At 42.7% G+C, this 24012-nt stretch carries 32 protein-coding genes; 10 read left to right on the top strand and 22 right to left on the bottom strand.

Translation table 11 applies throughout. The features are described from left to right. Nucleotides 1–96: 96 nt before the first annotated feature. Nucleotides 97–861 carry a class I SAM-dependent methyltransferase gene (locus ICN28_RS06495; protein WP_216287210.1) on the bottom strand — a complete coding sequence of 255 codons (765 nt, stop codon included), beginning with the start codon at nucleotides 859–861 and terminating at the stop codon, nucleotides 97–99. A gap of 25 nt (nucleotides 862–886) precedes the next feature. On the opposite strand from ICN28_RS06495, the gene ICN28_RS06490 reads away from it, so the two are divergent. Both ICN28_RS06490 and trmL read left to right on the top strand, forming a co-directional pair. Beyond that, complete coding sequence (locus ICN28_RS06490) at nucleotides 887–1576, top strand: ComF family protein (protein ID WP_216287208.1); 690 nt, start codon at nucleotides 887–889, stop codon at nucleotides 1574–1576. 4 nt (nucleotides 1577–1580) lie between these two features. Further along, complete coding sequence (trmL, locus tag ICN28_RS06485; RefSeq protein WP_216287206.1) at nucleotides 1581–2051, top strand: tRNA (uridine(34)/cytosine(34)/5-carboxymethylaminomethyluridine(34)-2'-O)-methyltransferase TrmL; 471 nt, start codon at nucleotides 1581–1583, stop codon at nucleotides 2049–2051. Here the strand turns inward: trmL and ICN28_RS06480 are convergent. The 4 genes from ICN28_RS06480 to ICN28_RS06465 are packed head-to-tail and all read right to left on the bottom strand — an operon-like array spanning nucleotide 2048 to nucleotide 4292. Further along, nucleotides 2048–3085 carry an NAD(P)H-dependent glycerol-3-phosphate dehydrogenase gene (locus ICN28_RS06480; protein ID WP_216287204.1) on the bottom strand — a complete coding sequence of 346 codons (1038 nt, stop codon included), beginning with the start codon at nucleotides 3083–3085 and terminating at the stop codon, nucleotides 2048–2050. The genes trmL and ICN28_RS06480 overlap by 4 nt on opposite strands. A gap of 1 nt (nucleotide 3086) precedes the next feature. Beyond that, nucleotides 3087–3581 carry a protein-export chaperone SecB gene (gene secB / locus ICN28_RS06475; protein ID WP_216287202.1) on the bottom strand — a complete coding sequence of 165 codons (495 nt, stop codon included), beginning with the start codon at nucleotides 3579–3581 and terminating at the stop codon, nucleotides 3087–3089. Nucleotides 3582–3592: 11 nt separating this feature from the next. Continuing rightward, nucleotides 3593–3850, bottom strand: a complete 258-nt coding sequence (gene grxC / locus ICN28_RS06470) for a glutaredoxin 3 (RefSeq protein WP_216287200.1) — start codon at nucleotides 3848–3850, stop codon at nucleotides 3593–3595. Nucleotides 3851–3878: 28 nt separating this feature from the next. Further along, nucleotides 3879–4292 (bottom strand): rhodanese-like domain-containing protein, encoded by a 414-nt coding sequence (locus tag ICN28_RS06465; protein ID WP_216287198.1) that lies wholly within the window; start codon nucleotides 4290–4292, stop codon nucleotides 3879–3881. Between the two features lie 22 nt (nucleotides 4293–4314). Between ICN28_RS06465 and gpmA the strand changes: the two genes are divergently transcribed. Genes gpmA through ICN28_RS06450 form a run of 3 tightly spaced genes read left to right on the top strand, consistent with a single transcriptional unit; the run spans nucleotide 4315 to nucleotide 7214 of the window. Beyond that, a complete protein-coding gene (gpmA, locus tag ICN28_RS06460; RefSeq protein WP_216287196.1) occupies nucleotides 4315–5007 on the top strand; it encodes a 2,3-diphosphoglycerate-dependent phosphoglycerate mutase in 693 nt (230 codons plus the stop codon). A 3-nt stretch (nucleotides 5008–5010) separates the two neighbouring features. Then, complete coding sequence (locus tag ICN28_RS06455) at nucleotides 5011–6447, top strand: S41 family peptidase (protein ID WP_216287194.1); 1437 nt, start codon at nucleotides 5011–5013, stop codon at nucleotides 6445–6447. A gap of 14 nt (nucleotides 6448–6461) precedes the next feature. Then, nucleotides 6462–7214 carry a molybdopterin-synthase adenylyltransferase MoeB gene (locus tag ICN28_RS06450; protein ID WP_216287192.1) on the top strand — a complete coding sequence of 251 codons (753 nt, stop codon included), beginning with the start codon at nucleotides 6462–6464 and terminating at the stop codon, nucleotides 7212–7214. On the opposite strand, the gene ptsP is transcribed toward ICN28_RS06450, so the two are convergent. The 8 genes from ptsP to ICN28_RS06410 form a co-directional block, all read right to left on the bottom strand. Beyond that, entirely contained in the window at nucleotides 7201–8961 is a 1761-nt protein-coding gene (gene ptsP / locus ICN28_RS06445) for a phosphoenolpyruvate--protein phosphotransferase (protein ID WP_216287190.1), read from the bottom strand. The two genes, ICN28_RS06450 and ptsP, sit on opposite strands and share 14 nt — an antisense overlap. Beyond that, nucleotides 8962–9231, bottom strand: coding sequence for an HPr family phosphocarrier protein (locus ICN28_RS06440; RefSeq protein ID WP_216287188.1), 270 nt, complete (start codon nucleotides 9229–9231; stop codon nucleotides 8962–8964). It lies immediately after the preceding gene. A 2-nt stretch (nucleotides 9232–9233) separates the two neighbouring features. Continuing rightward, nucleotides 9234–9683 (bottom strand): PTS sugar transporter subunit IIA, encoded by a 450-nt coding sequence (locus ICN28_RS06435; protein ID WP_216287186.1) that lies wholly within the window; start codon nucleotides 9681–9683, stop codon nucleotides 9234–9236. Nucleotide 9684: 1 nt separating this feature from the next. Then, nucleotides 9685–10626: a glutathione synthase gene (gene gshB / locus ICN28_RS06430; RefSeq protein WP_216287184.1), complete on the bottom strand. Its 942-nt coding sequence runs from the start codon at nucleotides 10624–10626 to the stop codon at nucleotides 9685–9687. Nucleotides 10627–10628: 2 nt separating this feature from the next. Beyond that, nucleotides 10629–11924 (bottom strand): glutamate--cysteine ligase, encoded by a 1296-nt coding sequence (gene gshA, locus ICN28_RS06425; protein ID WP_216287181.1) that lies wholly within the window; start codon nucleotides 11922–11924, stop codon nucleotides 10629–10631. 128 nt (nucleotides 11925–12052) lie between these two features. Then, a complete protein-coding gene (locus ICN28_RS06420) occupies nucleotides 12053–13540 on the bottom strand; it encodes an ammonium transporter (protein WP_216287179.1) in 1488 nt (495 codons plus the stop codon). A gap of 12 nt (nucleotides 13541–13552) precedes the next feature. Further along, nucleotides 13553–13891, bottom strand: a complete 339-nt coding sequence (locus tag ICN28_RS06415; protein ID WP_216287178.1) for a P-II family nitrogen regulator — start codon at nucleotides 13889–13891, stop codon at nucleotides 13553–13555. A gap of 23 nt (nucleotides 13892–13914) precedes the next feature. Beyond that, on the bottom strand, nucleotides 13915–14727 hold the full coding sequence (locus tag ICN28_RS06410; RefSeq protein ID WP_216287177.1) for a TorF family putative porin: 813 nt from the start codon (nucleotides 14725–14727) through the stop codon (nucleotides 13915–13917). A 247-nt stretch (nucleotides 14728–14974) separates the two neighbouring features. Here ICN28_RS06410 and ICN28_RS06405 point away from each other — a divergent pair, with 247 nt between their 5' ends. After that, nucleotides 14975–15226 (top strand): accessory factor UbiK family protein, encoded by a 252-nt coding sequence (locus ICN28_RS06405; RefSeq protein WP_255536172.1) that lies wholly within the window; start codon nucleotides 14975–14977, stop codon nucleotides 15224–15226. Nucleotides 15227–15279: 53 nt separating this feature from the next. On the opposite strand, the gene ICN28_RS06400 is transcribed toward ICN28_RS06405, so the two are convergent. Next, nucleotides 15280–16542 (bottom strand): MFS transporter, encoded by a 1263-nt coding sequence (locus ICN28_RS06400; protein WP_216287176.1) that lies wholly within the window; start codon nucleotides 16540–16542, stop codon nucleotides 15280–15282. Between the two features lies 1 nt (nucleotide 16543). Further along, nucleotides 16544–17125: a hypothetical protein gene (locus ICN28_RS06395; protein WP_216287175.1), complete on the bottom strand. Its 582-nt coding sequence runs from the start codon at nucleotides 17123–17125 to the stop codon at nucleotides 16544–16546. Between the two features lie 29 nt (nucleotides 17126–17154). Between ICN28_RS06395 and ICN28_RS06390 the strand changes: the two genes are divergently transcribed. Continuing rightward, the gene (locus tag ICN28_RS06390; protein ID WP_216287174.1) at nucleotides 17155–17679 is read left to right on the top strand and encodes a TlpA disulfide reductase family protein; all 525 of its coding nucleotides are present in this window, start codon (nucleotides 17155–17157) and stop codon (nucleotides 17677–17679) included. A gap of 34 nt (nucleotides 17680–17713) precedes the next feature. Here the strand turns inward: ICN28_RS06390 and lipA are convergent, their stop codons facing one another. Genes lipA through ICN28_RS06360 form a run of 6 tightly spaced genes read right to left on the bottom strand, consistent with a single transcriptional unit; the run spans nucleotide 17714 to nucleotide 21717 of the window. After that, nucleotides 17714–18667, bottom strand: coding sequence for a lipoyl synthase (gene lipA, locus ICN28_RS06385; RefSeq protein WP_216287173.1), 954 nt, complete (start codon nucleotides 18665–18667; stop codon nucleotides 17714–17716). Next, nucleotides 18667–19314, bottom strand: a complete 648-nt coding sequence (lipB, locus tag ICN28_RS06380) for a lipoyl(octanoyl) transferase LipB (protein WP_216287172.1) — start codon at nucleotides 19312–19314, stop codon at nucleotides 18667–18669. Before lipB ends, lipA begins: the two co-directional genes overlap by 1 nt. Beyond that, entirely contained in the window at nucleotides 19315–19620 is a 306-nt protein-coding gene (locus ICN28_RS06375) for a DUF493 family protein (protein ID WP_216287170.1), read from the bottom strand. After that, nucleotides 19589–20308 (bottom strand): CocE/NonD family hydrolase, encoded by a 720-nt coding sequence (locus ICN28_RS06370; protein WP_216287168.1) that lies wholly within the window; start codon nucleotides 20306–20308, stop codon nucleotides 19589–19591. Before ICN28_RS06370 ends, ICN28_RS06375 begins: the two co-directional genes overlap by 32 nt. Further along, complete coding sequence (locus tag ICN28_RS06365; protein WP_216287166.1) at nucleotides 20309–20620, bottom strand: ferredoxin; 312 nt, start codon at nucleotides 20618–20620, stop codon at nucleotides 20309–20311. 8 nt (nucleotides 20621–20628) lie between these two features. After that, complete coding sequence (locus ICN28_RS06360; protein WP_216287164.1) at nucleotides 20629–21717, bottom strand: VanZ family protein; 1089 nt, start codon at nucleotides 21715–21717, stop codon at nucleotides 20629–20631. 26 nt (nucleotides 21718–21743) lie between these two features. Between ICN28_RS06360 and ICN28_RS06355 the strand changes: the two genes are divergently transcribed. From ICN28_RS06355 to ICN28_RS06345, 3 genes are read left to right on the top strand one after another with little or no spacing between them, the layout of a single operon-like run. Continuing rightward, nucleotides 21744–22526: a biotin--[acetyl-CoA-carboxylase] ligase gene (locus ICN28_RS06355; protein WP_216287162.1), complete on the top strand. Its 783-nt coding sequence runs from the start codon at nucleotides 21744–21746 to the stop codon at nucleotides 22524–22526. Next, on the top strand, nucleotides 22523–23302 hold the full coding sequence (locus ICN28_RS06350) for a type III pantothenate kinase (protein ID WP_216287160.1): 780 nt from the start codon (nucleotides 22523–22525) through the stop codon (nucleotides 23300–23302). The genes ICN28_RS06355 and ICN28_RS06350 overlap by 4 nt, the downstream gene beginning before the upstream one ends. Next, complete coding sequence (locus ICN28_RS06345) at nucleotides 23303–23518, top strand: hypothetical protein (RefSeq protein WP_216287158.1); 216 nt, start codon at nucleotides 23303–23305, stop codon at nucleotides 23516–23518. On the opposite strand, the gene rfaE2 is transcribed toward ICN28_RS06345, so the two are convergent. After that, on the bottom strand, nucleotides 23495–23998 hold the full coding sequence (rfaE2, locus tag ICN28_RS06340) for a D-glycero-beta-D-manno-heptose 1-phosphate adenylyltransferase (protein WP_216287157.1): 504 nt from the start codon (nucleotides 23996–23998) through the stop codon (nucleotides 23495–23497). The genes ICN28_RS06345 and rfaE2 overlap by 24 nt on opposite strands. Nucleotides 23999–24012 lie beyond the last annotated feature (14 nt).

Here is a 24012-nt window from a genome sequence, read left to right as displayed (position 1 = left end):
TATTTGGTGAATTTGATCTAACGCAATAAATTACTGATTTTTACAGGACTTATGACACAACAAATTATATAACGCTGTATGTGAGCGCTTGCTTACCTATGTTTTTTGCCTAACAATTTGGTCTATATCGATAGTAGCCACTCCCATTGTCGACCTAGACAAGCGCTGCTTCGGAGTCCAGGCATGGCCATAGACCACCTCTAATGTCAGTTGCAATGGGTTTGTAAATCCATCAACGCCCAAACCATTGATTTGCTCACTCACCCCAAATCCCAATTCAACGGCATCTTTAAACAACAATTCAGCGTTATCGTATTCCAAGGTGATGTATTCCATATCCATCACAGGCTCAGCAAATCCAGATTGAGATAGCGCATCACCGACATCGTGCATATCCCAAGTGCTTGGCAATGCATGATCCAAGCATCCCATTGTGCGCAATTCTTTTGCCGTATCAGGACCTAAATAACTGAACATCAAAAGTGATTCTGGTTTCAGCAATCTTTCCCATGCCTTGATCAACTCTTCAGGGCTTGAATGATGCTGAAGCTCTAAGTTAGACCAAACCAAATCTATGGCATGCTGGCATACAACATCATCGAGCGACACAAACTTCAATGTTGGTCGCTTTAAGATCTGAGAAATTAAGTTTGTTAAGGGTGATCTTTGAACACTTAGATTGGAGGAGTAATTTCTTGCATTAGGGAAACGCCTATAAATGATCTTTGGCTGCAAACATCCCGAGTGAAAAATGTGTTGAGGGCTTAACCTAACAATCGACAATTTCTCCTCCATTCTTTGAGCTATCTCAAGAGATAACCAATTCGGGATTGAAGAAGTCATTGTTGGCAAAGTGGACATAGGGGCTCAGTATACTCAGCATCCCATGAAATTTCTTCTTCCTACATCCTGTATTGGCTGCAAGGAATTTCAACTAAATAGCATTTGCGATAAGTGCTTAAACCTACTCAAATATAAGCGCACTCATCGTTGCCAACAATGTGCTATTCCCTGCCTGAGCAAGCAAGACATTTGCGACTCGTGCCAAAGTCATCCTCCGGCATTCAATAGCACCTTATGCCTTGATAGTTATGGAGGGCTGCTCACAGAGTCACTTCATGATTACAAGTACCATGGAAAAATTGCTTTAGCTGCATGCTTTGCTGATACATGGCAATCCATGTTTAAAGATACGTCACCGATTCAATCACCTATTGAGTGGATGATTCCTGTTCCATTAAGCACTCACAAGCTTCACCAAAGAGGCTTTAATCAAGCATGGGAATTATGCAAACTATTTTCAAAACGTTATCGAATGAATGCTGACCCATTCATACTGGGACGCAACCACATCGAGGGGGATCAATCTCATGCCAATAGGGAAGAAAGGTTGATCAGGCTAATCAATACATTTAGAGTAAACCCCAAAAAACTAGACCATATCAACAATAAAAATATATTAATCATTGATGATGTCATGACCACAGGTGCCACCTTAAATACCATGGCACAAGTTTTAAAAGATTTTGGCGCGCAAAGTGTTCATAATTGGGTCATTCTTCGAACTCCCCTATAAATTTATGATTAACGTTGTTCTTGTTGAACCTGAAATACCACCCAATACTGGAAATATCATTCGCTTGTGCGCCAATACGGGCGCTCAACTTCACTTGATCGAACCTTTAGGGTTTCCTTTAGAAGATTCGCGAATGAAGCGTGCTGGCTTGGATTATCACGAATACGCGCAGATGAAAGTTCATAAAAGCTGGGACGCTTTTTTAGAATCCGAAAAACCCTCTAAAGATCGGATGTTTGCAATCACCACCAAAGGGCGAGCGCAATTAGCTAATTGTCAGTTCTTAGAGAATGATTATTTGATTTTTGGCTCAGAAACAAAAGGGCTTGCTCAAAATATCAGAGATTATTTTTTACCGGAACGCGCATTGCGCTTACCAATGAGAGCTAATAGTCGTAGCCTTAATCTATCAAACGCAGTAGCTGTGATGGTGTACGAAGCCTGGCGTCAAATGGATTTTAAAGGCGGAGATTAATTCAACAATCTATTTTCAGGCTTGGCATCTCGACCCATCAATAATTTGACGGCATCTGGCAGATTGAGGTGCTCAAATAAAACCTGACAAACCATTTGAGTAATTGGCATTTCAACTTTTTTAGCAATCGCCAAATCATTCACGGCTTGCGCACAACGCACTCCCTCAGCAACATGACCCAACGAAGCCAATACTTCCGATAATGTTTTACCTGAGGCTAACTGCAAACCAACTTGTCGGTTACGTGACAAATCGCCGGTTGCAGTCAAAATTAAATCGCCAACGCCTGTTAAACCCATGGCTGTTTCAGGCTTGCCACCCATCGCAGTGATCAAGCGCATCATTTCGTTGAGTCCTCGGGTTAGTAGAGCAGCACGAGCATTTAAACCAAGCCCCAAACCATCACCAATGCCTGTAGCAATGGCTAAAACATTTTTGATGGCTCCGCCCAACTCCACACCGACGACGTCATCGCTGCCATAAATTCTCATATTGCCGTAATGAAACACTCGCTGAACGCATGCCACCAAATACTCAGAGCGGCTCGCTACAGTTAAAGCGCAAGGCATGCCTTTCGCTACTTCACTAGCAAAACTAGGCCCCGATAAAACCGCCAACTGAATTTCTCTACCTTCGGACTTGGCTGCTTTTAATTCGCGCTCAACAACCTGATGAGGCATCAGTGAGGTTTCTGGCTCTAAACCCTTGCAAAGCCAAACCCAATTTTTGGGACATACAGGCAAAGCCAAAAGGGCATGAACAACTTCTTTTAGGCCAGAAACTGGGGTTGAAATCACCACCAAATCTTCTTCAGCAGCATCAGCAAATAGGTCGCTCCAACTTCCTGACACTTTGAGAGAGTCAGGCAAACGGATATCTTTTAAGTATTTTTGATTCAGCTTGCTTGTCTGCATCTCTTTGGCTTGCTCAGCAGAACGGCTCCATAAACCAACATCCAATTGAAGAGGATTCTTGGAGGCGTGCATCGCCATTGCTGTACCCCATGCACCTGCCCCAAGAAAAATGACTTTCATCTTAGTTTGGCAAAATAATACCGCTGTCGTTTGAGGCTGGGGTACCAGCTGCTTGAGCTAAACGTTGCTCATATAGCGAGTGGAAATTAATCTCAGCCAAATGAATAGGCTGGAAACCAGCACGACTGATCATGTCAGCAATATTAGATCTTAAGTATGGAAACAAAATAGTTGGGCATGCAATACCTAGCATTGGATCAAGTTGTTCTGCTGGCATATGACGCATTTCAAAAATACCTGACTGATGCGCCTCAACCAAGAAGAGAACTTTCTCTTCAATACGAGTTGTTACTGTTCCAACTAAAGTCACGTGAAAATTATTCTCATCCAATTGATTGGCTTGGATATCAACTTGAACTTCCAACTTTGGCTCAGCTTGAACCAAAAGAATTTCTGGGGCATTGGGTTGCTCTAAGGACATGTCCTTAAGATAAACACGTTGAATTTGAAAACTTGGTGCGCTATCTTGTGCGCTATTGGCTGCAGCTTCTGTCATGATTTTCCTATTTATTTACCTAATAATGGGTCTAGCTTACCAGCACGATCGAGTGCCGCAAGATCATCAAAACCCCCTACATGAGTTTCCTCAATAAAAATTTGAGGAACAGTACGTCTGCCAGTTTTGGCAATCATCTCATCTCTTTTAGCCGGATCCTTGTCAACTAAGATCTTTTCATTAATCACAACACCCTTTGACGTTAAAAGTCGCTCTGCCATCACACAATAAGGACAGACTTGAGTGCTATACATCGTAATTTTTGCCATTTTTTACTCCTAAAAGCGTCGATTTGAGTTATTTAACTAACGGTAAACCCGCCTGATTCCAGGCAGAAACCCCGCCTTCCATGCAGGCAACCTCATCAAATCCAGCTTTTTTAAACTTTCTAGCAGCCGTATTTGCTCTAGATCCACTTAAACAAACTAAAATAACAGGCTTGCGGGCATCTAAACGTAGTTTTGGAATACCCCCATCCAGCTCAGCCAAAGGCAAATGTTTTGAGTTGGCGATATGCCCAGTTTTGTACTCTTGATCTGTGCGGATATCGACAATTTGCGCATTTCTTTGGTTGACCCACTGAATGGCTGTGTGTACGCTAAGAAGCTGCTTGTTAAGACGACCCAAGATCTGGGGTAAGGCTAAAGCAACACCTGAAGTCAACAAGGTGGCTAAAAGCAAAAGGTTATTTGTATTTGTAATGAAGTCCATTAGTAAATTATAGAATGTGAATATGAAACAACTCGTACTTATTCGCCATGGCGAATCCCAATGGAACCTAGAAAACCGCTTTACAGGCTGGGTAGACGTTGATTTGACGCCTACTGGCATCCAACAAGCCACCCAAGCCGGCGAGAGTTTAAAGGCTGCAGGCTATGATTTTGACATTGCTTACACTTCTGTGCTGAAAAGGGCGATCAGAACACTCTGGCACACTCAAGAAGCGATGGATAGACTCTGGCTACCCGTTGTTCACAGTTGGCGCCTCAATGAGCGCCACTATGGTGCTCTAGCAGGTCTTAACAAGACTGAAACCGCTGCTAAATACGGTGACGAACAAGTTCATATTTGGAGAAGGTCTTACGATGTGAGGCCGCCATTACTTGAGCCAACTGACCCAAGAACATCATTTAATGACCCACGTTATGCCAAGCTAAAACGTGAAGAAATTCCTCTCGGTGAGTGCCTTAAGGACAATGTGGCACGTGTTATTCCACTTTGGGAAGAGTCAATTGCACCGGCGCTTCGAGCTGGTAAACGTGTGCTTATTGCAGCTCACGGTAACAGTATTCGCTCATTAGTGAAGTATTTGGACGATGTGTCAGACGCTGACATTATGGAAATTAATATCCCCAACGGCGTTCCGCTTGTTTATGAGCTGGATGACAACCTTAAACCAATTAAACATTTTTACCTAGAAAAATAAACCATGTATCGCTCACTAAAGAGTATTGCCCTTGTTTGCACCGGTCTGATTGCTGGAGTTGCCTTAACTCTTCAGCTATCTGCAACAGCTCAGCAAGGCTCATCCAACCTTCCGCTGGATGAACTAAGAAATTTATCGAATGTCTTCGGACAAATTAAGCGAGATTATGTTGAACCCGTTGAAGATAAAAGGTTGCTAACAGATGCAATTAAAGGAATGGTGAGCGGTTTAGATCCGCACTCGTCTTTCTTGGATAAAAAAGACTTTGCAGAAATGCAAGAACATACACAAGGTAAATTTGCCGGTCTTGGCATTGAAATCACATCTGAAGATGGATTAGTGAAGGTTTTAAATCCAATTGAAGATACTCCTGCAGCAAGAGCTGGCCTTCAGCCAGGCGATCTCATTACCCGACTGGATGACAAACCTGTTCGCGGCATGACGCTTGATCAATCCGTGCGACGCATGCGTGGTGAACCTGGAACAAAAATCACCATCACCATTTTTAGAAAGAGTGAAGATAGAACATTCCCAGTCACCATCACTCGCGCTGAAATTAAAGTTCAATCCGTTAAAACTAAATTCTTAGATGATGGCATTGCTTATGTTCGAATTACCAGCTTTCAAGAAAGAACAATTCCTGATTTAGCGAAGAAGCTAAATGAACTCTACGCAAAAACCCCTCAAATTAAAGGTGTAGTCCTTGATCTGAGAAACAATGGCGGCGGTTTACTGCAAGGAGCAGTTGGCGTATCTGCAGCATTCTTACAAAATGATGCTCTTGTTGTTTCAACCAAGGGACAGTCTGAAGATGCCAAACAATTATTCAATGCCAACTTTAACAACTACAGACTATCTGAAAATACAGATGCATTAGCAGAGCTTCCAGCCATTTTCAAAAAAGTGCCTATGGTTGTCATGGTGAATGCTTTCTCTGCATCGGCATCAGAAATTGTTGCGGGTGCTTTACAAGATCACAAACGCGCCACGATCATCGGTAAGACAACTTTCGGCAAGGGGTCAGTTCAAACCGTTCGACCATTAACGGCTGACTCTGCATTAAAGCTAACAACTGCTTACTACTACACGCCTTCTGGAAAATCAATTCAAGCATTTGGTGTTAAGCCTGATATCCCTGTGGATCAAAATGCCGAAGGCGATCCTGATGATGTTCTTATCACTCGTGAAATTGATAGCGAAAAACATTTAAAAAATAAACAGGCGTCTGAAGAAAAACTTATCAGCGATCGCGAAAAACGTCGATTAGAAGAGTTGCAGCGCATTGAAGATCTAAATGCTAAAAAGACTCCAGAGGAAAAAGAGAAGGATCGAAAAAAACGTCCTCCTGAATTTGGCTCTACAGAAGACTTTATGTTGACTCAAGCGGCAGCATATTTAAAAGGCCAATCTATCAAACGCTCTAAATCCCGCCTTGAGTAATCTGGTGATGGCGCATGGATGATCAAGATCTTCTTCGCTACTCTCGTCATATTCTTTTAGATGACATCGGCATTGAAGGCCAAGAAAAAATCTTGGCTGCCCATGTTGTCATCATAGGTGCCGGCGGCCTTGGCTCTGCTGCAGCGCCATACCTTGCTGTGGCTGGCGTACAAAAAATAACGCTCATTGACCATGACACAGTTGATCTAACCAATCTGCAACGTCAAATCATGCATCAACAAGAATCCATCGGACAGGCTAAAGTTTTATCTGGCAAAAACATGCTAGAAAAACTAAATCCGAATTTAGCTGTCAAAGCGATACAAGAAAAAGCAGATGAAAAGTTGCTTGATAATCTTCTTCAAGACACAACCGTCGTCTTAGATTGCAGTGATAACTTCACCACCCGACAGTTAGTCAACAAAATGTGCGTCAAACACGGAGTACCGCTAGTCAGTGGTTCTGCTATTAAATTTGATGGTCAAGTAACCGTATTAGACTCAAGCAAAACCAACGCCCCTTGCTATGCCTGTTTATTTCCACCGGAACAAATTTTTGATGAAGTTCAATGCTCTACGATGGGTGTTTTTTCACCATTAGTCGGCATCATTGGTGCTATGCAAGCAGCTCAAGCATTACAGTTGATTATGCATATTGGGGAGCCACTAACAGGAAGATTACTTTTGTGGGACGCACGCTCAACTGAGATGCAAGAAATTAAAGTCTCTAAAAGAGATAACTGCCCCGTTTGCTCTATAAAGAGTTAATTTTATTAAGTGCGCTCTGTAATTCATCCGGCTCGATTGCCGATAGCAATTGATCAACAGCGACTTTTAAACTACCCACATCAGCACGCAGAACCTCTTTCTTAACAGTAAGCAGCTGATTGAAGTGCAAAGAAAAATCCGTTAAACCCATACCCAATAACACTCTAGTCATCGATGACTCTCCCGCCATCTCACCACAAACAGAGACGGGCATATTGACTGCTTTAGCATCACGAATAACACCAGCAATTAGCCTCAATACAGCGGGATGCATGGGGTCATACAAATGTGCAACGGCATTATCTGCGCGATCGATTGCCAATGTATATTGAATTAAGTCATTGGTACCAATTGATAGAAAATCCAAACGCTTAATAAAAAGGGGCAAGGCTAAAGCTGCAGCGGGTATTTCAATCATGGCGCCCACTTTAATATTTGGATCAAATAAAACACCTTGATCTTCTAATTGTTTTTTGGCCGTTTCAATTAAAGCTAATGTTTGATCAATCTCTTGAGCATGAGCCAGCATTGGGATCAAGATTTTCATCTGCCCAAAAATAGATGCCCTCAGGATAGCTCTAATCTGAATTAAGAACATATCCGGCTCCGACAAAGACCAACGAATAGCCCTTAATCCCAATGGCGACAAATATGCGGAACGACCATCCTCGTCGACATCCAACGGCTTATCTGCTCCGATATCAATGGTTCTGATAGTAACGGGCAAACCCTTCATGGCCTCTACTGTTTGTCTATAAGCCCCAAATTGCTCGTCTTCATCGGGCATCTTGCCTTTTCGATTCATAAAAAGGAATTCGGATCGGAATAAACCAATTCCAACAGCTCCAGAGTCAAGCGCCAAACCTGCATCATCCGGCATTTCAACGTTAGCCATTAAATCAACTGCAACACCATCCATCGTCACCGTAGGCGTGTGCTTTAACCTTAAGAGCTTTTTCTTTTCTAATTTTCTTTGCGATTGAAGGTGGCGATACTCTTCAAGAATTAATGGGCTAGGATCAACAATCACAATGCCGCGATCACCATCAATAATTAACCAATCATCTTGGTGAATCAACTCACTAGCTCGGCGAACGCCAACCGCAGCAGGTATATCTAAACTTCTTGCAACAATGGCTGTATGAGATGTTCTGCCGCCTAAATCTGTAATGAAGCCCCCAAGAGCGATATCTTTGAAGCGCATCATGTCTGGCGGGGCAATATCATGAGCTACAACAATTACTTCATTTAAGCGATCAGTATCTGAAATGCTTTTATAAAAAGAGTTAAGTGTTTGATGATCGTCGCCATGATGAAGAACTTTCATAACACGCTCAACAACCTGCCTAATATCCGTGGCACGCTCTCGTAGATACTCGTCTTCAATTTCTGCGAACTGCTCTAACAAATCTTCAAGCTGTGTCGCTAGCGCCCACTCCGCGTTGTATCGTCTATGTTGAATTAACTCCAATGGTTTTTCGGTCAGGGTTGGATCAGCCAAAATCATGGCATGAACATCCAAAAAAGCAGCCATCTCTTCAGGCGCAGCATCAGGAAGACCTGCTCTGATCGCTTTTAGCTCAACTCGAACAACCTCGAAAGCATTTAAAAGTCTTTTTTCTTCATCTTTTTCAGATCCTGCAGGCACTAAGTAATGCTTAACATCCATCGCTGATGGAGCAATACGTAGAGCTCTACCAATCGCTATACCATTGGTTACAGGAACGCCATGAAGTGTGAACGACAATTACTGCCCCTCACCAAATTTGTCATTAATAAGATTTTTAAGGGCATCAAATGCTTCTTGATCTTTCTCACCCGAAGTTTCGAGCGTAATAGAGCTACCCATACCCGCAGCTAGCATCATGACACCCATGATGCTTTTTGCATTGACGCGACGACCACCTTTGGATATAAAAATCTCACATGGGAACTCGCCCGCTAATTGGGTCAACTTGGCTGATGCTCGGGCATGTAAACCCAATTTATTAATGATCGTAATCTCTTCACTCGGCATGATTAATCCTTGCTAACCATTTTTTCTGTTAACTGCTCATCTGATGCAGCGGCTATATGACCAATCGGAATAATGCCTTGCTGCCCACCATGCATTGCTTTTTGCATCACAGAATCAATTGATTCTGCCCGATAAGAAATGGCGCGCATCAGCATAGGTAAATTTACTCCAGCCAATACTCTGACCATCCCTTTGAACTCAGGGAGATGCGCTAATCGACTTGCAACGTTGGCAGGTGTGGCGCCCATGATGTCTGTCAATATCAAAAGCCCGTTCTCAGAACGAATTGTTTTGGCAGCTTGCCTTGCTTTATCCAATGTTAGCTTGGAGTCTTCGTGCGCCATCACATCGAGCGCCACCAATCGGTCAGGCACCTCACTATAAACATGACGCACAAACTCCTTCAGCGCAGAAGCTAAAGGGGCATGAGCAATAATTAAAATTCCAGCCATTTTATTTAAATGTATTTTCTAAATTTTGCAGCCATTGTTTAGCTACATCATGACCTGTTTGCTCTGTAATTTCAACAAAACAAGTGGGGCTGGTTACGTTTATTTCAGTGAGATAGTCCCCAATGAAATCTAAACCTACAAGATGCAGGCCTCGTTTTGCCAATATAGGCCCCAAATAATTAGCGATTTTTAGCTCTTTGGGTGTTAATGCCTGGGCAATACCCTTCCCACCAGCAGCAAGATTACCTCTCACCTCACCACCTTGAGGAATTCGTGCCAAGGAGTAAGGCACCGGCTCTCCACCAATAACTAAAACTCGCTTATCCCCTTTAGCAATCTCAGGAATAAATTTCTGAACCATCAATGCTCGTTCACCCAGATTTCCTAGAGTTTCAACAATGCTACCTAAGTTAAGACCATCCGCCTTAACCCTAAATATCCCCATGCCACCCATACCATCTAAAGGTTTAATAATGATGTCTTGGTGCTGCTCATGAAACGCCTTAATATCAACTAACTGATGGCTGATGATGGTCGGTGGCGCAAACTCCATAAACTCCAGAAGAGCTAATTTTTCAGAATGATTCCTTAGCGCTTCAGGTGCGTTTAGAACTCTAACTCCCTGGCGAACAGCCTCTGATAAAAACCATGTTGCGGTTACATAGTTCATATCAAAAGGCGGGTCTTTTCTCATGATCACAAAATCAAAATGAGATAACTCACAAAGCTCCGCTTTCAACACCTCAAACCAATTAGGTTCATTTCGCTTGATGCTGAGTTTTTGGCAGTGACTTTTAATCTGTCCAGAAATACTTTTCAAGTCATCAATACGGCAATGCCAAACTTCATGCCCGGCTGCATGTGCAGCATCCATCATGACCAAGGTGGTTTCTTTTTTTACTGAAAATCCTTGAAGTGGATCCGCTATAAAAAGAAATTTCATAATCAACCTTCTGCTTCTGGATCAGTTCTTTCAAGCTCGAGCGATGCTGCCAATAAAGCTAGTCTTGCAACAACGCCATATAAGTAGAAGCGATTAGGTACTGCAACGCCAGGTTTTGCACCAACATCCGGAATCGCATTATGGTCAAAAGCAAGAGGTACAAAATGCATACCTGGAGAATTTAGGTTCTCATCCACGCCACGCCCGGTGTGAACTCGATAGAAGCCACCAACAACATAGCGATCCATCATATAAACAACGGGCTCTGATACAGCCTCATTGATTTTTTCGAATGTATAAACACCTTCTTGAACTAGAACGTCGGAGACTTCTAAGCCCTCCTTAATAACGCTCATCTTATTTCGCTCTTTGCGATTAAGATCTTTTACTTCACTGGCGTCTTTCACTGTCATGATGCCCATGCCGTAAGTGCCGGCATCAGCTTTAACAATTACATAAGGCTTTTCTTTAATACCGTACTCACGATATTTGCGAGCCGTTTTCTTCAAAATGCTATCAACTGCATCCTGCAAATCTTGCTCTCCAATTCTTTCATGAAAATTGATTCCAGAGCATTTTGTAAAATAGGGATTAATCATCCATGGATCAATATCGATCACTTTTGCAAATTTTTTCGCAACATCATCGTAAGCGTCAAAGTGATTGGACTTCCGACGAACACCCCAACCTGAGTGCAGCGGTGGCAGCACATATTGTTCGTATAAATTTTCTAAAATTTCAGGCACGCCACCTGAGAGATCATTATTTAGAAGAATCGTACACGGATCAAAATCCTTCAACCCCAAGCGTCGACCTTTAATTCCCAACCTGACCAAAGGCTCCAAAATAAGTCGTTGACCATCAGGAAGATCAATTGGAGTTGGCTTAGTTATCTCTTCAGATAGAGAGCCTAAACGAACATTCAATCCTGTTTGCCTCAGAATGGATGAGAGGCGAGCAATATTTTGTAAATAAAACACATTTCGCGTATGTCGCTCAGGTATTAAAAGTAAGTTTTTTGCATCAGGGCAAATCTTTTCAATAGCAGCCATTGCAGCTTGAACTGCTAATGGAAGCATTTCCGCAGATAAATTATTAAATCCACCTGGGAATAAATTGGTGTCGACTGGCGCCAGCTTAAAGCCTGCATTACGCAGATCCACCGAGCAGTAAAAAGGCGGCGTATGCTCTTGCCATTCCATCCTGAACCATCTTTCAATGGCAGGTGTGGCTTCTAAAACCTTACGCTCAAGTTCAAGCAAAGGGCCATTAAGGGCTGTTATCAAATGAGGTACCATGCCCCATTTTAAGACAGATAAAAAAAGAGCGGGTTCTTATTCAGAATCCGCTCTCTAAATCCCCTAAACCTCTCAGATTAGGGGTTATTCCACATTACATTTCACACAGATTTACGAACAACACTTTTTTAGCCTTCGTATGCAGTTTCACCGTGAGACGTGATATCCAAACCTTCACGCTCTTCGTCTTCTGGCACACGTAAGCCAATAACCAAATCTACTAGTTTGTAGGCAATGACTGAAACAACGCCAGACCAAACGATTGTGGTTAATACAGCCTTAGCTTGGATCCATACTTGTCCTACGATAGAGTAGTCAGCTGATACCGCATTAGCGACATAATCATAGATACCTGTACCACCCAAAGCTGGGGCAGCAAATACGCCTGTTAATAAAGCACCAACGATACCGCCAACACCGTGAACACCAAATACGTCCAAGCTGTCGTCTGCACCAAGAATGCGCTTCAAACCAGTCACACCCCACAAGCATAAGAAGCCAGAGATCAAACCGATGATGATGGCGCCCATTGGGCCCACAAAACCAGCGGCTGGAGTAACTGCCACCAAGCCAGCAACTGCGCCTGATGCTGCACCCAACATAGATGGCTTACCTTTACCAATCCATTCACCTAAAGTCCAAGTAAGAACTGCAGCAGACGTTGCTAAGAATGTATTAGCAAAAGCCATTGCTGAACCACCTGATGCTTCTAGGGCTGAACCAGCGTTAAAACCAAACCAACCAAACCACAATAATGAAGCACCAACCATGGTTAAAGTTAAGCTGTGTGGCTTCATGGCTTCTTTGCCGAAACCAAGACGCTTGCCGATTACAAAAGCACCCACCAAGCCTGCAACCGCAGCATTGATGTGAACGACTGTACCGCCAGCAAAGTCTAAAGCACCCATTTGGAACAACCAACCCGAAGCTGCTGTTGCTGCTTCTGCCGCTGCTGCATCTGTATATGCATCAGGACCAGGCCAGAACCAAACCATATGAGCGATTGGAAGATAGCTAAATGTGAACCAAAGAACAATAAATGCTAATACAGCAGAAAACTTAGCGCGCTCAGCAAATGCACCAATAATCAAGCAGCAAGTAATGGTTGCAAAAGCACCTTGGAATGAGAAGAATGCAAATTCAGGAATCACAACGCCTTTGCTGAAAGTAGCACCCATTGATTCAGGTGTTAAACCAGCTAAGAAGAGACGATCAAATCCGCCGAAGAACGCTCCGCCTGGTGTGAAGGCAATACTGTAGCCATAAACAGCCCACAATACGGAAACCAATGAAAAGATCACCATACATTGCATCAATACAGAGAGCATGTTTTTACTACGCACCAAACCACCGTAGAAAAGACCCAAACCTGGAAGTGTCATGAGAATAACTAATGCTGTACAAATCATGATCCAAGCTGTGTCACCTTTATTGGCAACAGGGGCTGGAGCAGCAGGAGCTGCTGGTGCAGCACTGGCTGCAGCTGCTGCAGGAGCAGTTACGGCTGGCTTAGCTTCTTCAGCAGCAAAAGCTGGTGAAGAAACGGCCATCGTAAATGAACCTAGAGCGACAGCTGCTGCACCTGCTGCGAGTAGACGTTTAATCCAATGTGTCATTTTTAACCTCGCTTAAAGGGCAGACTGACCGGTTTCACCGGTACGAATGCGAATTACTTGTTCAATTGACGAAACAAAAATCTTTCCGTCACCGATCTTGCCAGTCTTAGCTGATTTCTCAATCGCTTCAACAGCGCGTTCAACGATACCGTCATCCACTGCTGCTTCAACTTTTACCTTAGGCAAAAAATCAACTACATACTCAGCACCGCGATACAACTCGGTGTGGCCCTTTTGTCGACCAAAGCCTTTAACTTCAGTAACGGTAATGCCTGAGACGCCTACTTCTGATAGCGCTTCACGCACTTCGTCAAGCTTGAAGGGCTTGATAATTGCTGTGATTAATTTCATACGTTTCTCCGTGAGATCGCTAATTAGAATGCTTTGGTTAGAGATACAGCTACGCCGTCTTTAAAGAGTGACTTACCTGAAACGCCAGTTGCATAGGATTTAGTGCCTTCTTTTTCATCATTCCAGAAGTACTTTCCAGAAACTGCAAAACCATTACCTAGGTCATAAGCGAGACCAACGTTAAAGTCAGCATAAGAAAACTTACCTACTTCAGAATAAGTATTAACACCACCGTTATAGTCTGTATAACCTGCGTGGATAGAGGCCACTAATTTTGGAGCAATTTCTTGTGACAAAGTTAAGTCATAGTACATTGTTCCAGATGCGTCACCACCTTCATTACCAGTAGAGGCAAAGTAGCTTTTGCTCAATACATAAGATGTTTTAAATGTTGCTGGGCCATATGACAAGCCAACATAAGCTTCTTGCGTATTGGCATTCCAATCTGCACCTGAGCTATCGCCACCTGTAGATGAGCCTGGATACATATAAGAAATCACGCCGACATCAACACCCACACCAGCAACAGCGGTTTTGTATCCACCATAAAGATCGATTTCTAACTTTGTTGATGTTTCTGGACCTGCCGCCCAAGAAGAAACATTTGAGCCCCATGTGCCGATATAGAAACCGGAGCTATGAGCCACATCAAATCCACCTTGAAATGCTGGATCTCCATCAGTTTGCTGTAAACCACGGAAACGGTAATCACTTGTAATACCAAAATTACCTGTTACTGTGAAATCCGGTGTTGGCTCAGCTGCAGCTACGACACCAGAAGATAATGTTGCTGCCGCTGCTAAAGCGATTGCAGAGAGAGTTAAGTAAGTTTTCATATAGTGCACTCCTAATAAACAATCCAAGGGAAATTCCTTGTTGTTCTATATGCAATAGCTGTGCCAGTTATTATTTTTATATATAAATCAGTGACTTAACTCTTATTTAGCAATTTATTTTGATGATAAATGTGGGCCGCACCAAAATAAATCCTAGGTCATGCACCAAAATAAAGCACTTAATTGGTGCATGCTCGATCCATAACTTTGGTAAAAACGATGTATTGAAGATTTATCTGGAGAAGATATGAACCCGCAAGACATCATGCAAAAAGTCCAAAGCATTGCCAACGATATGCAAAGTAAAGTTGAAGATGCCATTCGTCAGTCGCCAGCTAAAGATTTAGAAAAAAATGTACGCGGCTTGATGACCCAAGGTTTTCAAAAAATGGACTTAGTCACTCGAGAAGAGTTTGATTTACAAACTCAAGTTCTTGCAAAAACAAGAGCGAAATTAGAAGAACTAGAAGCAAAAGTTGCAGCTCTAGAAAAGAAGTAGTCTTTTAACTATATTTCATAAGCGGGGGGTTTTTACCAACCCCGCTTTTTCTTTTATACACCAGCTAAGTGATGTTTCAGTGGTCTTGGATAAAACAAAAACCACAGAAATGAAATAAATTGAATACCTAAGAAAATTATTAATACTTGCTTGAATGCTTCAATCTTTTCAATGCCTGCCGCAACTGATAAATCAATTGCCCAGCCAATACCCCACTGAAAAATAAAAGCTCCTACAAATATCAGCAAGTTGTAACTGGTTGCTGCAACTCCCGCATTACGCGAAGGAAACGCTGTAATGACTGTGCTCTGTCCCAATATATGTCCGGTTGCAGTCAGCGCCACGACGATCCATAAAATCCAACTCCAAGTTGAGTCGATTGAAATTGCTAAAAACTGACTCACTAGACCAATCGCCAATAACCATTTCACATAATTCAGCGTTTTAAAACCCTTCGCATTCGCACGAGGGAGAAACCAAGCATTAAGCGCATAACCTAAGAGCATCACACCGTTAAATAAAAACAACACTTGCGCTGTAAAAGTAGAATCAAAACCCAATACTTCGATCATCCATGGACCAAGCCAAAGTGTCTGTAACGCTAAAAATCCACCATGATTAATAATCCCAATTGGCAGCATTCTTAAAAAAAATGGGTGGCAAAGAATTTCTTTTAAGCCAAAGGATGCTTCACCTATTTCGGTTTTTTTAGATGCAGGATGGTCATCGAAATTAGGGATGCCTAGCCTAATGCCTACGAATGCAATTGCCACCAAAACAGCCAATATCCAAAATGATCCACGCCACCCAATGAACGGCAAAGCCCATTGAATTGGAATCGTGGTTACCAAGGCTCCAGCAGTTCCAAAAACCAACATGCCGGAAGCTAATTGGCTTTGTTGCTCAACACTGAACCAACGACGATAGGCTGTAAAGGAAGCCATCAAGCAAGCTGACACTCCAATGCCAATTAATAAACGGCCTAACGTAAGCCCCCACAGGCTATCTGCATAAGCAAATACAGATGTGCCTAACAAAGCAAATAATAAAAGAACGCTTTCTGTTCTGCGCGCACCAAAACGATCTAGAGCCATGCCCAAAGGAATTTGCATGACTGCAAAACCAACAAAGTATGCAGAGGATAAAAGCCCTAATTCCGAATGACTAATTTGAAGATCGGCTATTAGTTCAGGTGCAATAACAGCATTAACTGCTCTAAATGCATAAGATAAAAAATAAGCAAATGCGAAACAGAGGAATACTCGGATAGCCCAAGCACCTTGCATAGGAATTTTTGGTGAATCAGAATTCCTCATCTTAATAAGGCTTAAATCCAGTTAAAAACATACTGTGCTCATCAGAACTTAAGATCTTCTCTAGAGCAGGCTCATGATTTAAACTCTGCAAAATACTTTGTTGGTAAATCTGCACCAAACCATCAGGGAAAGTTCTTTGCACCAAACGAAGACGCATCAAACGACGCTGTTGATCTGGCCCTACACCATCAACGACCCACTCACTCGCAGATAAAGACTCTCCTTGATAAGTTTTAATCATGATGGGTTTGGCCACAATAGCTTGATTAGTTTTTAAATTACTCAACATGCCCGTTTGAATAAATGACATCAGGTCATTTGATAAATTAAGCGACTTGAGATCTGGCGGCAATTGAATAACCCCAACAGCATATAAAGCATCTTTAACTTTTACAGCTTCCATGGTCATCGTTAATTTTTGACCTTGAAACAACATCGACTTTTCAGCCCTGCTTGGCTTGCCTGGATACAGGGCCTCATATAACAAATCATCTGAACGTACTGTTCGCCAATCATAGGTAGGTGTGCACGCAGTCATGCTGGCAAATAATACGATTGCAACTAAAAGGCGCTTTATCAACATAAAAATAGTATTTTGCATAAAATACGATTATGCCTACTCAAACCCTTTTCAGCTTATTTAGTCAATCCAAGCGCTTGTTTTTACTTAGCAGCTTAACTCTTTTCCTTAGCCTTGCCGGTTGCTCATCAGATACTCAGCAATCGATGCCCAACTTCAAGCTCTCTGAGATTTCTGGAAAAGTATTAACGCAAGATGACTTTAAAAATAAAGTCACGATTATTAATTTCTGGGCAACCAGCTGCACTTCTTGCGTCAAAGAAATGCCTCAGCTAATAGAGACTTATGAAAAGTTCAAAGCTGATGGTGTGGAATTGATGGCTGTGGCCATGTCTTATGACCCCCCAATGTATGTCGTTAACTTTGCACAAACACGAAAACTACCATTCAAAGTAGCCCTAGATTCGGATGGCAGTGTTGCTAAGGCCTTTGGAAAGATTCAGTTAACACCAACAACTTTGGTAATTAACAAAAAGGGGAAAATTATTAAGCGGTATGTTGGTGAACCAGAGTGGGATGCTTTCCACCAATTAATTCAAAAATCTTTGGCTGAATAAACCAAAGATTTTTGAATGCCCTTAAAGTGCGCGTCTAAACAGCGCCGGCTTTCTGGGCTTGCTCATCGGCGTGGTAACTAGATCGCACCATCGCACCAACAGCAGCATGGGTAAAGCCCATCGCATAAGCTTCTTTTTCAAACATAGCAAATGTATCTGGGTGTACATAGCGACGCACCGGCAAATGATGCCCTGAAGGCGCCAAGTACTGTCCGATAGTTAGCATGTCAATGTTGTGCTCACGCATATCACGCATGACTTCCAAAATCTCTTCATCTGTTTCGCCAAGACCCACCATTAGGCCACTCTTAGTTGAAACATGGGGATACATCGCTTTAAAGTCTTTTAATAACTTAAGAGAGTGCATGTAATCAGAACCCGGTCGAGCCTCTTTATATAAACGAGGTACGGTTTCCAAATTGTGATTCATCACATGCGGCAACCCTGCTGCAAAGATATCCAATGCTTTTTCTAGGCGGCCCCGGAAATCTGGCACTAAAACCTCAATACTTGTATTGGGTGAGAGCTCATTAGTTTTGGTGATGCAATCAACAAAATGCTGGGCGCCACCATCTCGTAGGTCATCACGATCAACACTGGTGATCACCACATAGGACAACTTAAGGGCTGCAATTGTTTTCGCTAAATTGAGTGGCTCATCAAGATCAAGTGGGTCTGGGCGCCCATGACCGACATCACAGAATGGGCAACGACGGGTGCATTTATCACCCATAATCATAAAGGTTGCCGTACCCTTGCCAAAACACTCACCAATATTAGGGCAGCTGGCTTCTTCGCAAACTGTAACCAATTGGTTTTCTCTTAATATTTTTTTAATCTCATGGAAGCGGGAATTACCAGAAGCCGCTTTAACTCTGATCCAATCTGGTTTTTTTAGAACCTCTTCAATTGGCACAATCTTGATAGGAATGCGTGAAGTCTTATCAGCAGACTTTTGTTTTTGACTTGGATCGTAGGTCTTGGTCATCACTGCACCTCTAATTGTTGAGATAAATGGCCTAATAAATATTTAGCCACAATATCGCTATTGTCGCTCACTCCCAAGGAGCGCAGATCAATCGTCTTTAAACCCTCGTAGCCACAAGGGTTGATGGCTGAAAATGGGCTTAAATCCATATCTACATTGAGAGCTAAACCATGATAACTACACTGTTTTGTAATTTTTAGACCCAGGGCCGCTATTTTTGCACCCACAAATTCCGAGGAGATAGAAGACTGTTTGGCCAAGTAAATTCCAGGAGCTCCGGGTTGGCGTTCGCCAACAATGCCGACATCCAACAAGGTATCAATGATCGCTTGCTCAATCTTAGCGACCAAATCGCGAACAAAAAGATGGCGACGACGCAAATCCAACAAAAGATAAACAACAATTTGGCCTGGACCATGAAATGTAATTTGCCCACCACGATCAATTGAAATTAAAGGGATTTCAACGCTAGGGTCTAATAAGTGTATGGGATCCCCAGCTTGGCCTAATGTATAAACCGGTGGGTGCTCTAGAACCCATATTTCATCCGGCGTTTCATTAGTACGCTCAGCCGTAAAATTTTTCATCGCTTCATAGGTAGGCAGATAATCTTGCCGCCCCAAATGACGAAAAATAATATCGCTCATTTATAAAACAACACTCACCATCGGGTGAGTTGAAAGAGTTCGGTATAACTCGTCTAACTGCTCTCGACTCGTGACCCTCACTGTGACAGTTAAACCTAAGTAATTACCATTTTTAGATGGTCTACGTTCAATGGTTCCCACATTAAATGCAGGATCGAAATTTAAAACCAATCGCTCAATGGCTGCCTCATAACCATCCACAGCCTTACCCATCACTTTAATTGGAAAGTCGCACGGGTACTTAATCAGAGATTCTTCTTTTGGGATATCCAAATTACGCTCCTTGACTAGGATCTGGCTGGCCATGCCATGCACTCAAGATCAAGTCTCTGATGCAATGCAGTTTGCGATGAAAAAAATGATCTGCGCCAGGGATGACTTGAACAGTTAGTTCTTGAGGTCTTGCCCAATCAATCACACTGCTTAACGGAATGACATCATCCACCTCACCATGAATCACGATGGTATTTTTGGGAACCGGTGCAACATCCCACTTCGATGTCGCAGACCCCACCATGATCAAACGCTCTGGCGCCCCGCCCATCTCATTGAGATGACTAACCACATGACTGCTGACATAACTACCAAAAGAAAATCCAGCCATTGCTAAAGGCAGCTCTCCAACTAATTCTGGCCAAGCTTGGCCCTCAAGCTCAGGTATACCAGCCCAGCTAAATGAATCTCGCATCCAAGCAATGATGGCGATGAGATCTTGTGCCTCACCTCGACCATCATCGTGCACACCTTCACTAGATCCAACACCTCTAAAGTTTGGTCTTAGCGTAACGTACCCTAATTGCGCAAAAGTTCTAGCTAATGTTTGCGCCACCTTATTGTCCATCGTGCCACCAAGCAAAGGATGCGGATGTGCCACCAAGGCAATACCCCTCGGACGATAGCTTGCCGGTTGATGTTTGATTGCTTCTGGAAGATCCAGGGATGCTTCAATTAAACCCGCTGGCCCTTGAAAGTGAATCTTAATGGTTCGGTTCACTTACTCGATCCTTAAACGATCAACCGCACAACCTTTTATAAAGTGCTCATTAATGATTTCATCAATGTCACTTTTATCGACTGCTGTATACCAAATAGCCTCTGGGTAGACCACCATCGCAGGACCATGTGCGCAACGATCCAAACATCCTGCCTTATTGATGCGAACTTTACCTTCCCCGGATAAACCTAATTCTTTACAACGAATTTTGGCGTATTCAAATAGCTCGTTGGCACCGTGCTGTGCGCAACAGTCTTTGCCGTTTTCACGTTGATTTAAACAAAAGAATAAATGGTATTTAAAGTAGCTCATAAACAAAATTATATAGATTTAGATCGCTTTAAACCTTTGATCATCGATAAAGCTGCCCCAATCGGCCAAATCCATGCAAGCCAGGCCATTAAATGATTGAAATGTATCAATCGCCCATGGCGCCACTCTTGAATAGTAGCAGTGTAGTAAGGGTTCTTAGGGAAGAGATTCAGTAACAAAATCATCCCAATCAAACTGAGAATGGCAAAAAGATATAACCACTTATTTTTGAGCTGCAAGATAGCTATCAAAATTAAGCTTGAAAAAATCATGCCCCAAAGTGCGGATGGCGTTAACCATAAGAAGCTTCTTTCTACCCCAAATTGGATTCCAGAAAATAACGCTTTTAAGATAATCGTAAAAACCAAGAGCATTAATAAAATTCTCACTTTAGGGGCTCTTGACCGCATCGCGAGCGCCAGAGAGCATCCAGCACCAAGCCAAGCAAGCATGGTCGTCGCAATCTCTAAGCCCGCAAAATTGAAACTGTCCTTCCAAAGGGACTTGCTCACCCACACACCACCCCAATCCCCCATGGCTAACCAAGCTGATTGAGGGTAAATCTGAGCAAATGGAAAAGCTAACAATAAAATAATGCCACTGGTTCTCAAGCCAAACCACTCAATGCGCCGATGCTGAAAGCCACTTCCAGAAAGCCACTTTGGATCTAGTGGCATAGCTAATAACGCTCCCAAAGTGGCGCCACCGATATTTGCCCACCAGTCCACATTACTAGGTATACGTGTTGTTAACCAAGTTTGCAAAGATTCTAAAGACCCCGAAAGAATGCCCCCCAGCAAAAGCGCAAAAACCAATGCCTTATATGCTTTCAAACGTGGATAAACGGCAAAAACAGTTAAAAACCCCAAAGGCAAATAACCCAAAATATTGGTAAAGACATCAAATGAAGTGATATATCTCGGAATGGGGGCGTCAATCCAATCTAGCGCCGCTGAGCCGACCCCAAAGTTAAAGTTAAAGGGGAAGATGCTCGCATAAATAATTAACAAGATATAGACCAGTGAGGCTATCCTAGCAGTTGGCATAGGTAAATCTGGCCAAGGGAGTCGTTGAGGTCGTTGAAAATAATCAGACATATGCACATAGTACCTACAATATTGAAATGACTATAAATTGGATTCTTGAGCGTGTGGAAGAGAGCACTTCCACCAATGAAGACTTGATGTCTCGTTGGAGAGCCAACTCTCTATGGGAGCCTATTGCACGCTTAGCACTAAAGCAGACTGCCGGCAGAGGCAGAATGGGTAGATCTTGGGTGAGTTCGCCCAATCAAACCTTAACCTTCTCAATAGCTTATCCATTTACAAAGACCATTCAAGAGCTATCGGGCTTAAGCTTGGCTATTGGCTTAGCTGTTATAAATGGCATTAGTCGTGCAACCCAGATTCCACTTGAAGACCTTCACCAAAGAAAATTAGGGTTGAAGTGGCCCAATGATGTATTGCTAGAGAATAAAAAGCTGGCAGGCATGTTGATTGAAGGCGGCCAACTAAAGCCTGGCGAACCAACTTGGCTGATTATTGGCATAGGCCTCAACTTAAGCAAGACAAAAGCTCTTGAAGAGCATCTTGGCAGGGAAGTTGCCTGTCTCGAAGATCTAGTGGATCCTCAACTATTGAATGCAGACATCATTTGGCTAGAGATACTAAAAGAACTTGGTCTTGTCATTGATAAATTTGAAAACTCTTCTTTCAAGACATTCCAAGAAACATGGAATCACTGGGACGCCTATCAAAATAAGGTCTGCCAAATACACCAACAAAATCAACTGCAATTCGAGGGGATTGAAAAGGGCGTAGATAGCGATGGGGTCTTGCTAATTGAAACTTCAGAGGGCCTTAAAAAAGTTATTAGCGGTGACGTATCTTTGAGAGCACTAACATGAGTATTTTATTAATTGATATTGGTAACACACGACTTAAATGGGCTTTGGTTGAAAATCAAGACCTTAATAGCGAGTTACAGTTTAGTGACCATGGATTTATTTCACATCAATCCCCGTCCAATCTAATTGAATTGTGTTCACAAAAATCATGGCAGATTGATCAAATTATTTGCTCTAGTGTTATTTCAATAGAACAGACTCAACTAATTAAAACCACCTTTCAAGAAGCCTATCCTGCTGCCACCTGGCATTTAATCAATGGATTGGCTCTCATAGAAAAAATAAGCACCGATTATCTTGATCCAATAAAACTCGGCAGCGATCGAAGAGCCATGGTCATTGCAGCCCAACATCTTTTCCCAGAAAAAAATATTTTGATTGTTGGGGCTGGAACAGCAACCACCATCGACATCTTGACCTCATCACCCCGCCACCTTGGCGGCTGGATCCTGCCTGGTTTTTCTTTAATGCAAGATTCCTTAACCCAGGGCACACAAGGTTTGAGAATTGAGGGTTTGGCGATAGCCAATCAATTGACCTTAGGAATAGGGGTAGACACTCGGTCAGCTATTGAATTTGGCATTCTCTCTAGCCAATTAGGCGCAATTGAAGTTGCAAAACAACTTGCCAAAACGAATGGTGTTGCATTAGATCTGATTGTATTGAGCGGTGGCAATGCCCACCATCTTCTCAATCATCAAAGTAGAGATATCAAAGCGCATCATGAAGATAATTTAGTGCTGAAAGGTTTGCTGGCTTGGCACCAACAGAGTTAGATGATGAATCAAAAATTGAACTTACTTTTATTTTTTTTAAGTGGTGCGGCAATGGCAATGGGGGGGTTGATTCTTATCTCGCCACTTGACTCACAAAAAACCATTAACACATGGTTTGAAAATTCTGGAAGTGATAAAACAAACTTATCCAATCAAGCGCCACCAAACTTAAAGGTGACCGGACCAGCCAGTTCAGGATCTAATTTTTCTCAATAAAGCTGTGGTTGAGCGATCATGTATAAATGGAATGGCATAAGCCTTGCCTCCCCATGTTTTTACTAGAGCAGTTTCAGCAAGCGTATCAATTTGATAGTCACCGCCCTTGACATAAATATCCGGCTTAATTTGAGCAATGAGCTCAACCGGGGTTTGCTCAGAAAAAAGAACAACCAAATCGACTGACTCAAGAGCGGCTAATAATGCCAAGCGATCAGCCTCGGCATTGAGAGGTCGATCATCCCCTTTCCCCAACATCCGAACAGAAGCATCCGTATTAATTCCAACAATTAAACTTTTACCGAGGCTTCTTGCTTGGGCAAGATAGCTAACATGCCCCCGGTGCAATAAGTCAAAGACTCCATTTGTAAAAACAATAGGTTTGGGTAATTTGCTTAGCTTTTCTTGCAAATCTTCTTGTGAACAGATTTTTACTTCAAAGCTGGGGGCTGATAGGTTTGGAAATTCTACATTTGTCATAAGCTAGATATTAC

This window comes from Polynucleobacter sp. 30F-ANTBAC, assembly GCF_018882385.1.
Lineage (GTDB): Bacteria > Pseudomonadota > Gammaproteobacteria > Burkholderiales > Burkholderiaceae > Polynucleobacter.
The sequence above is the reverse complement of the archived record's forward strand: the minus strand, read 5'-3'. Positions and strand labels throughout refer to the sequence as shown.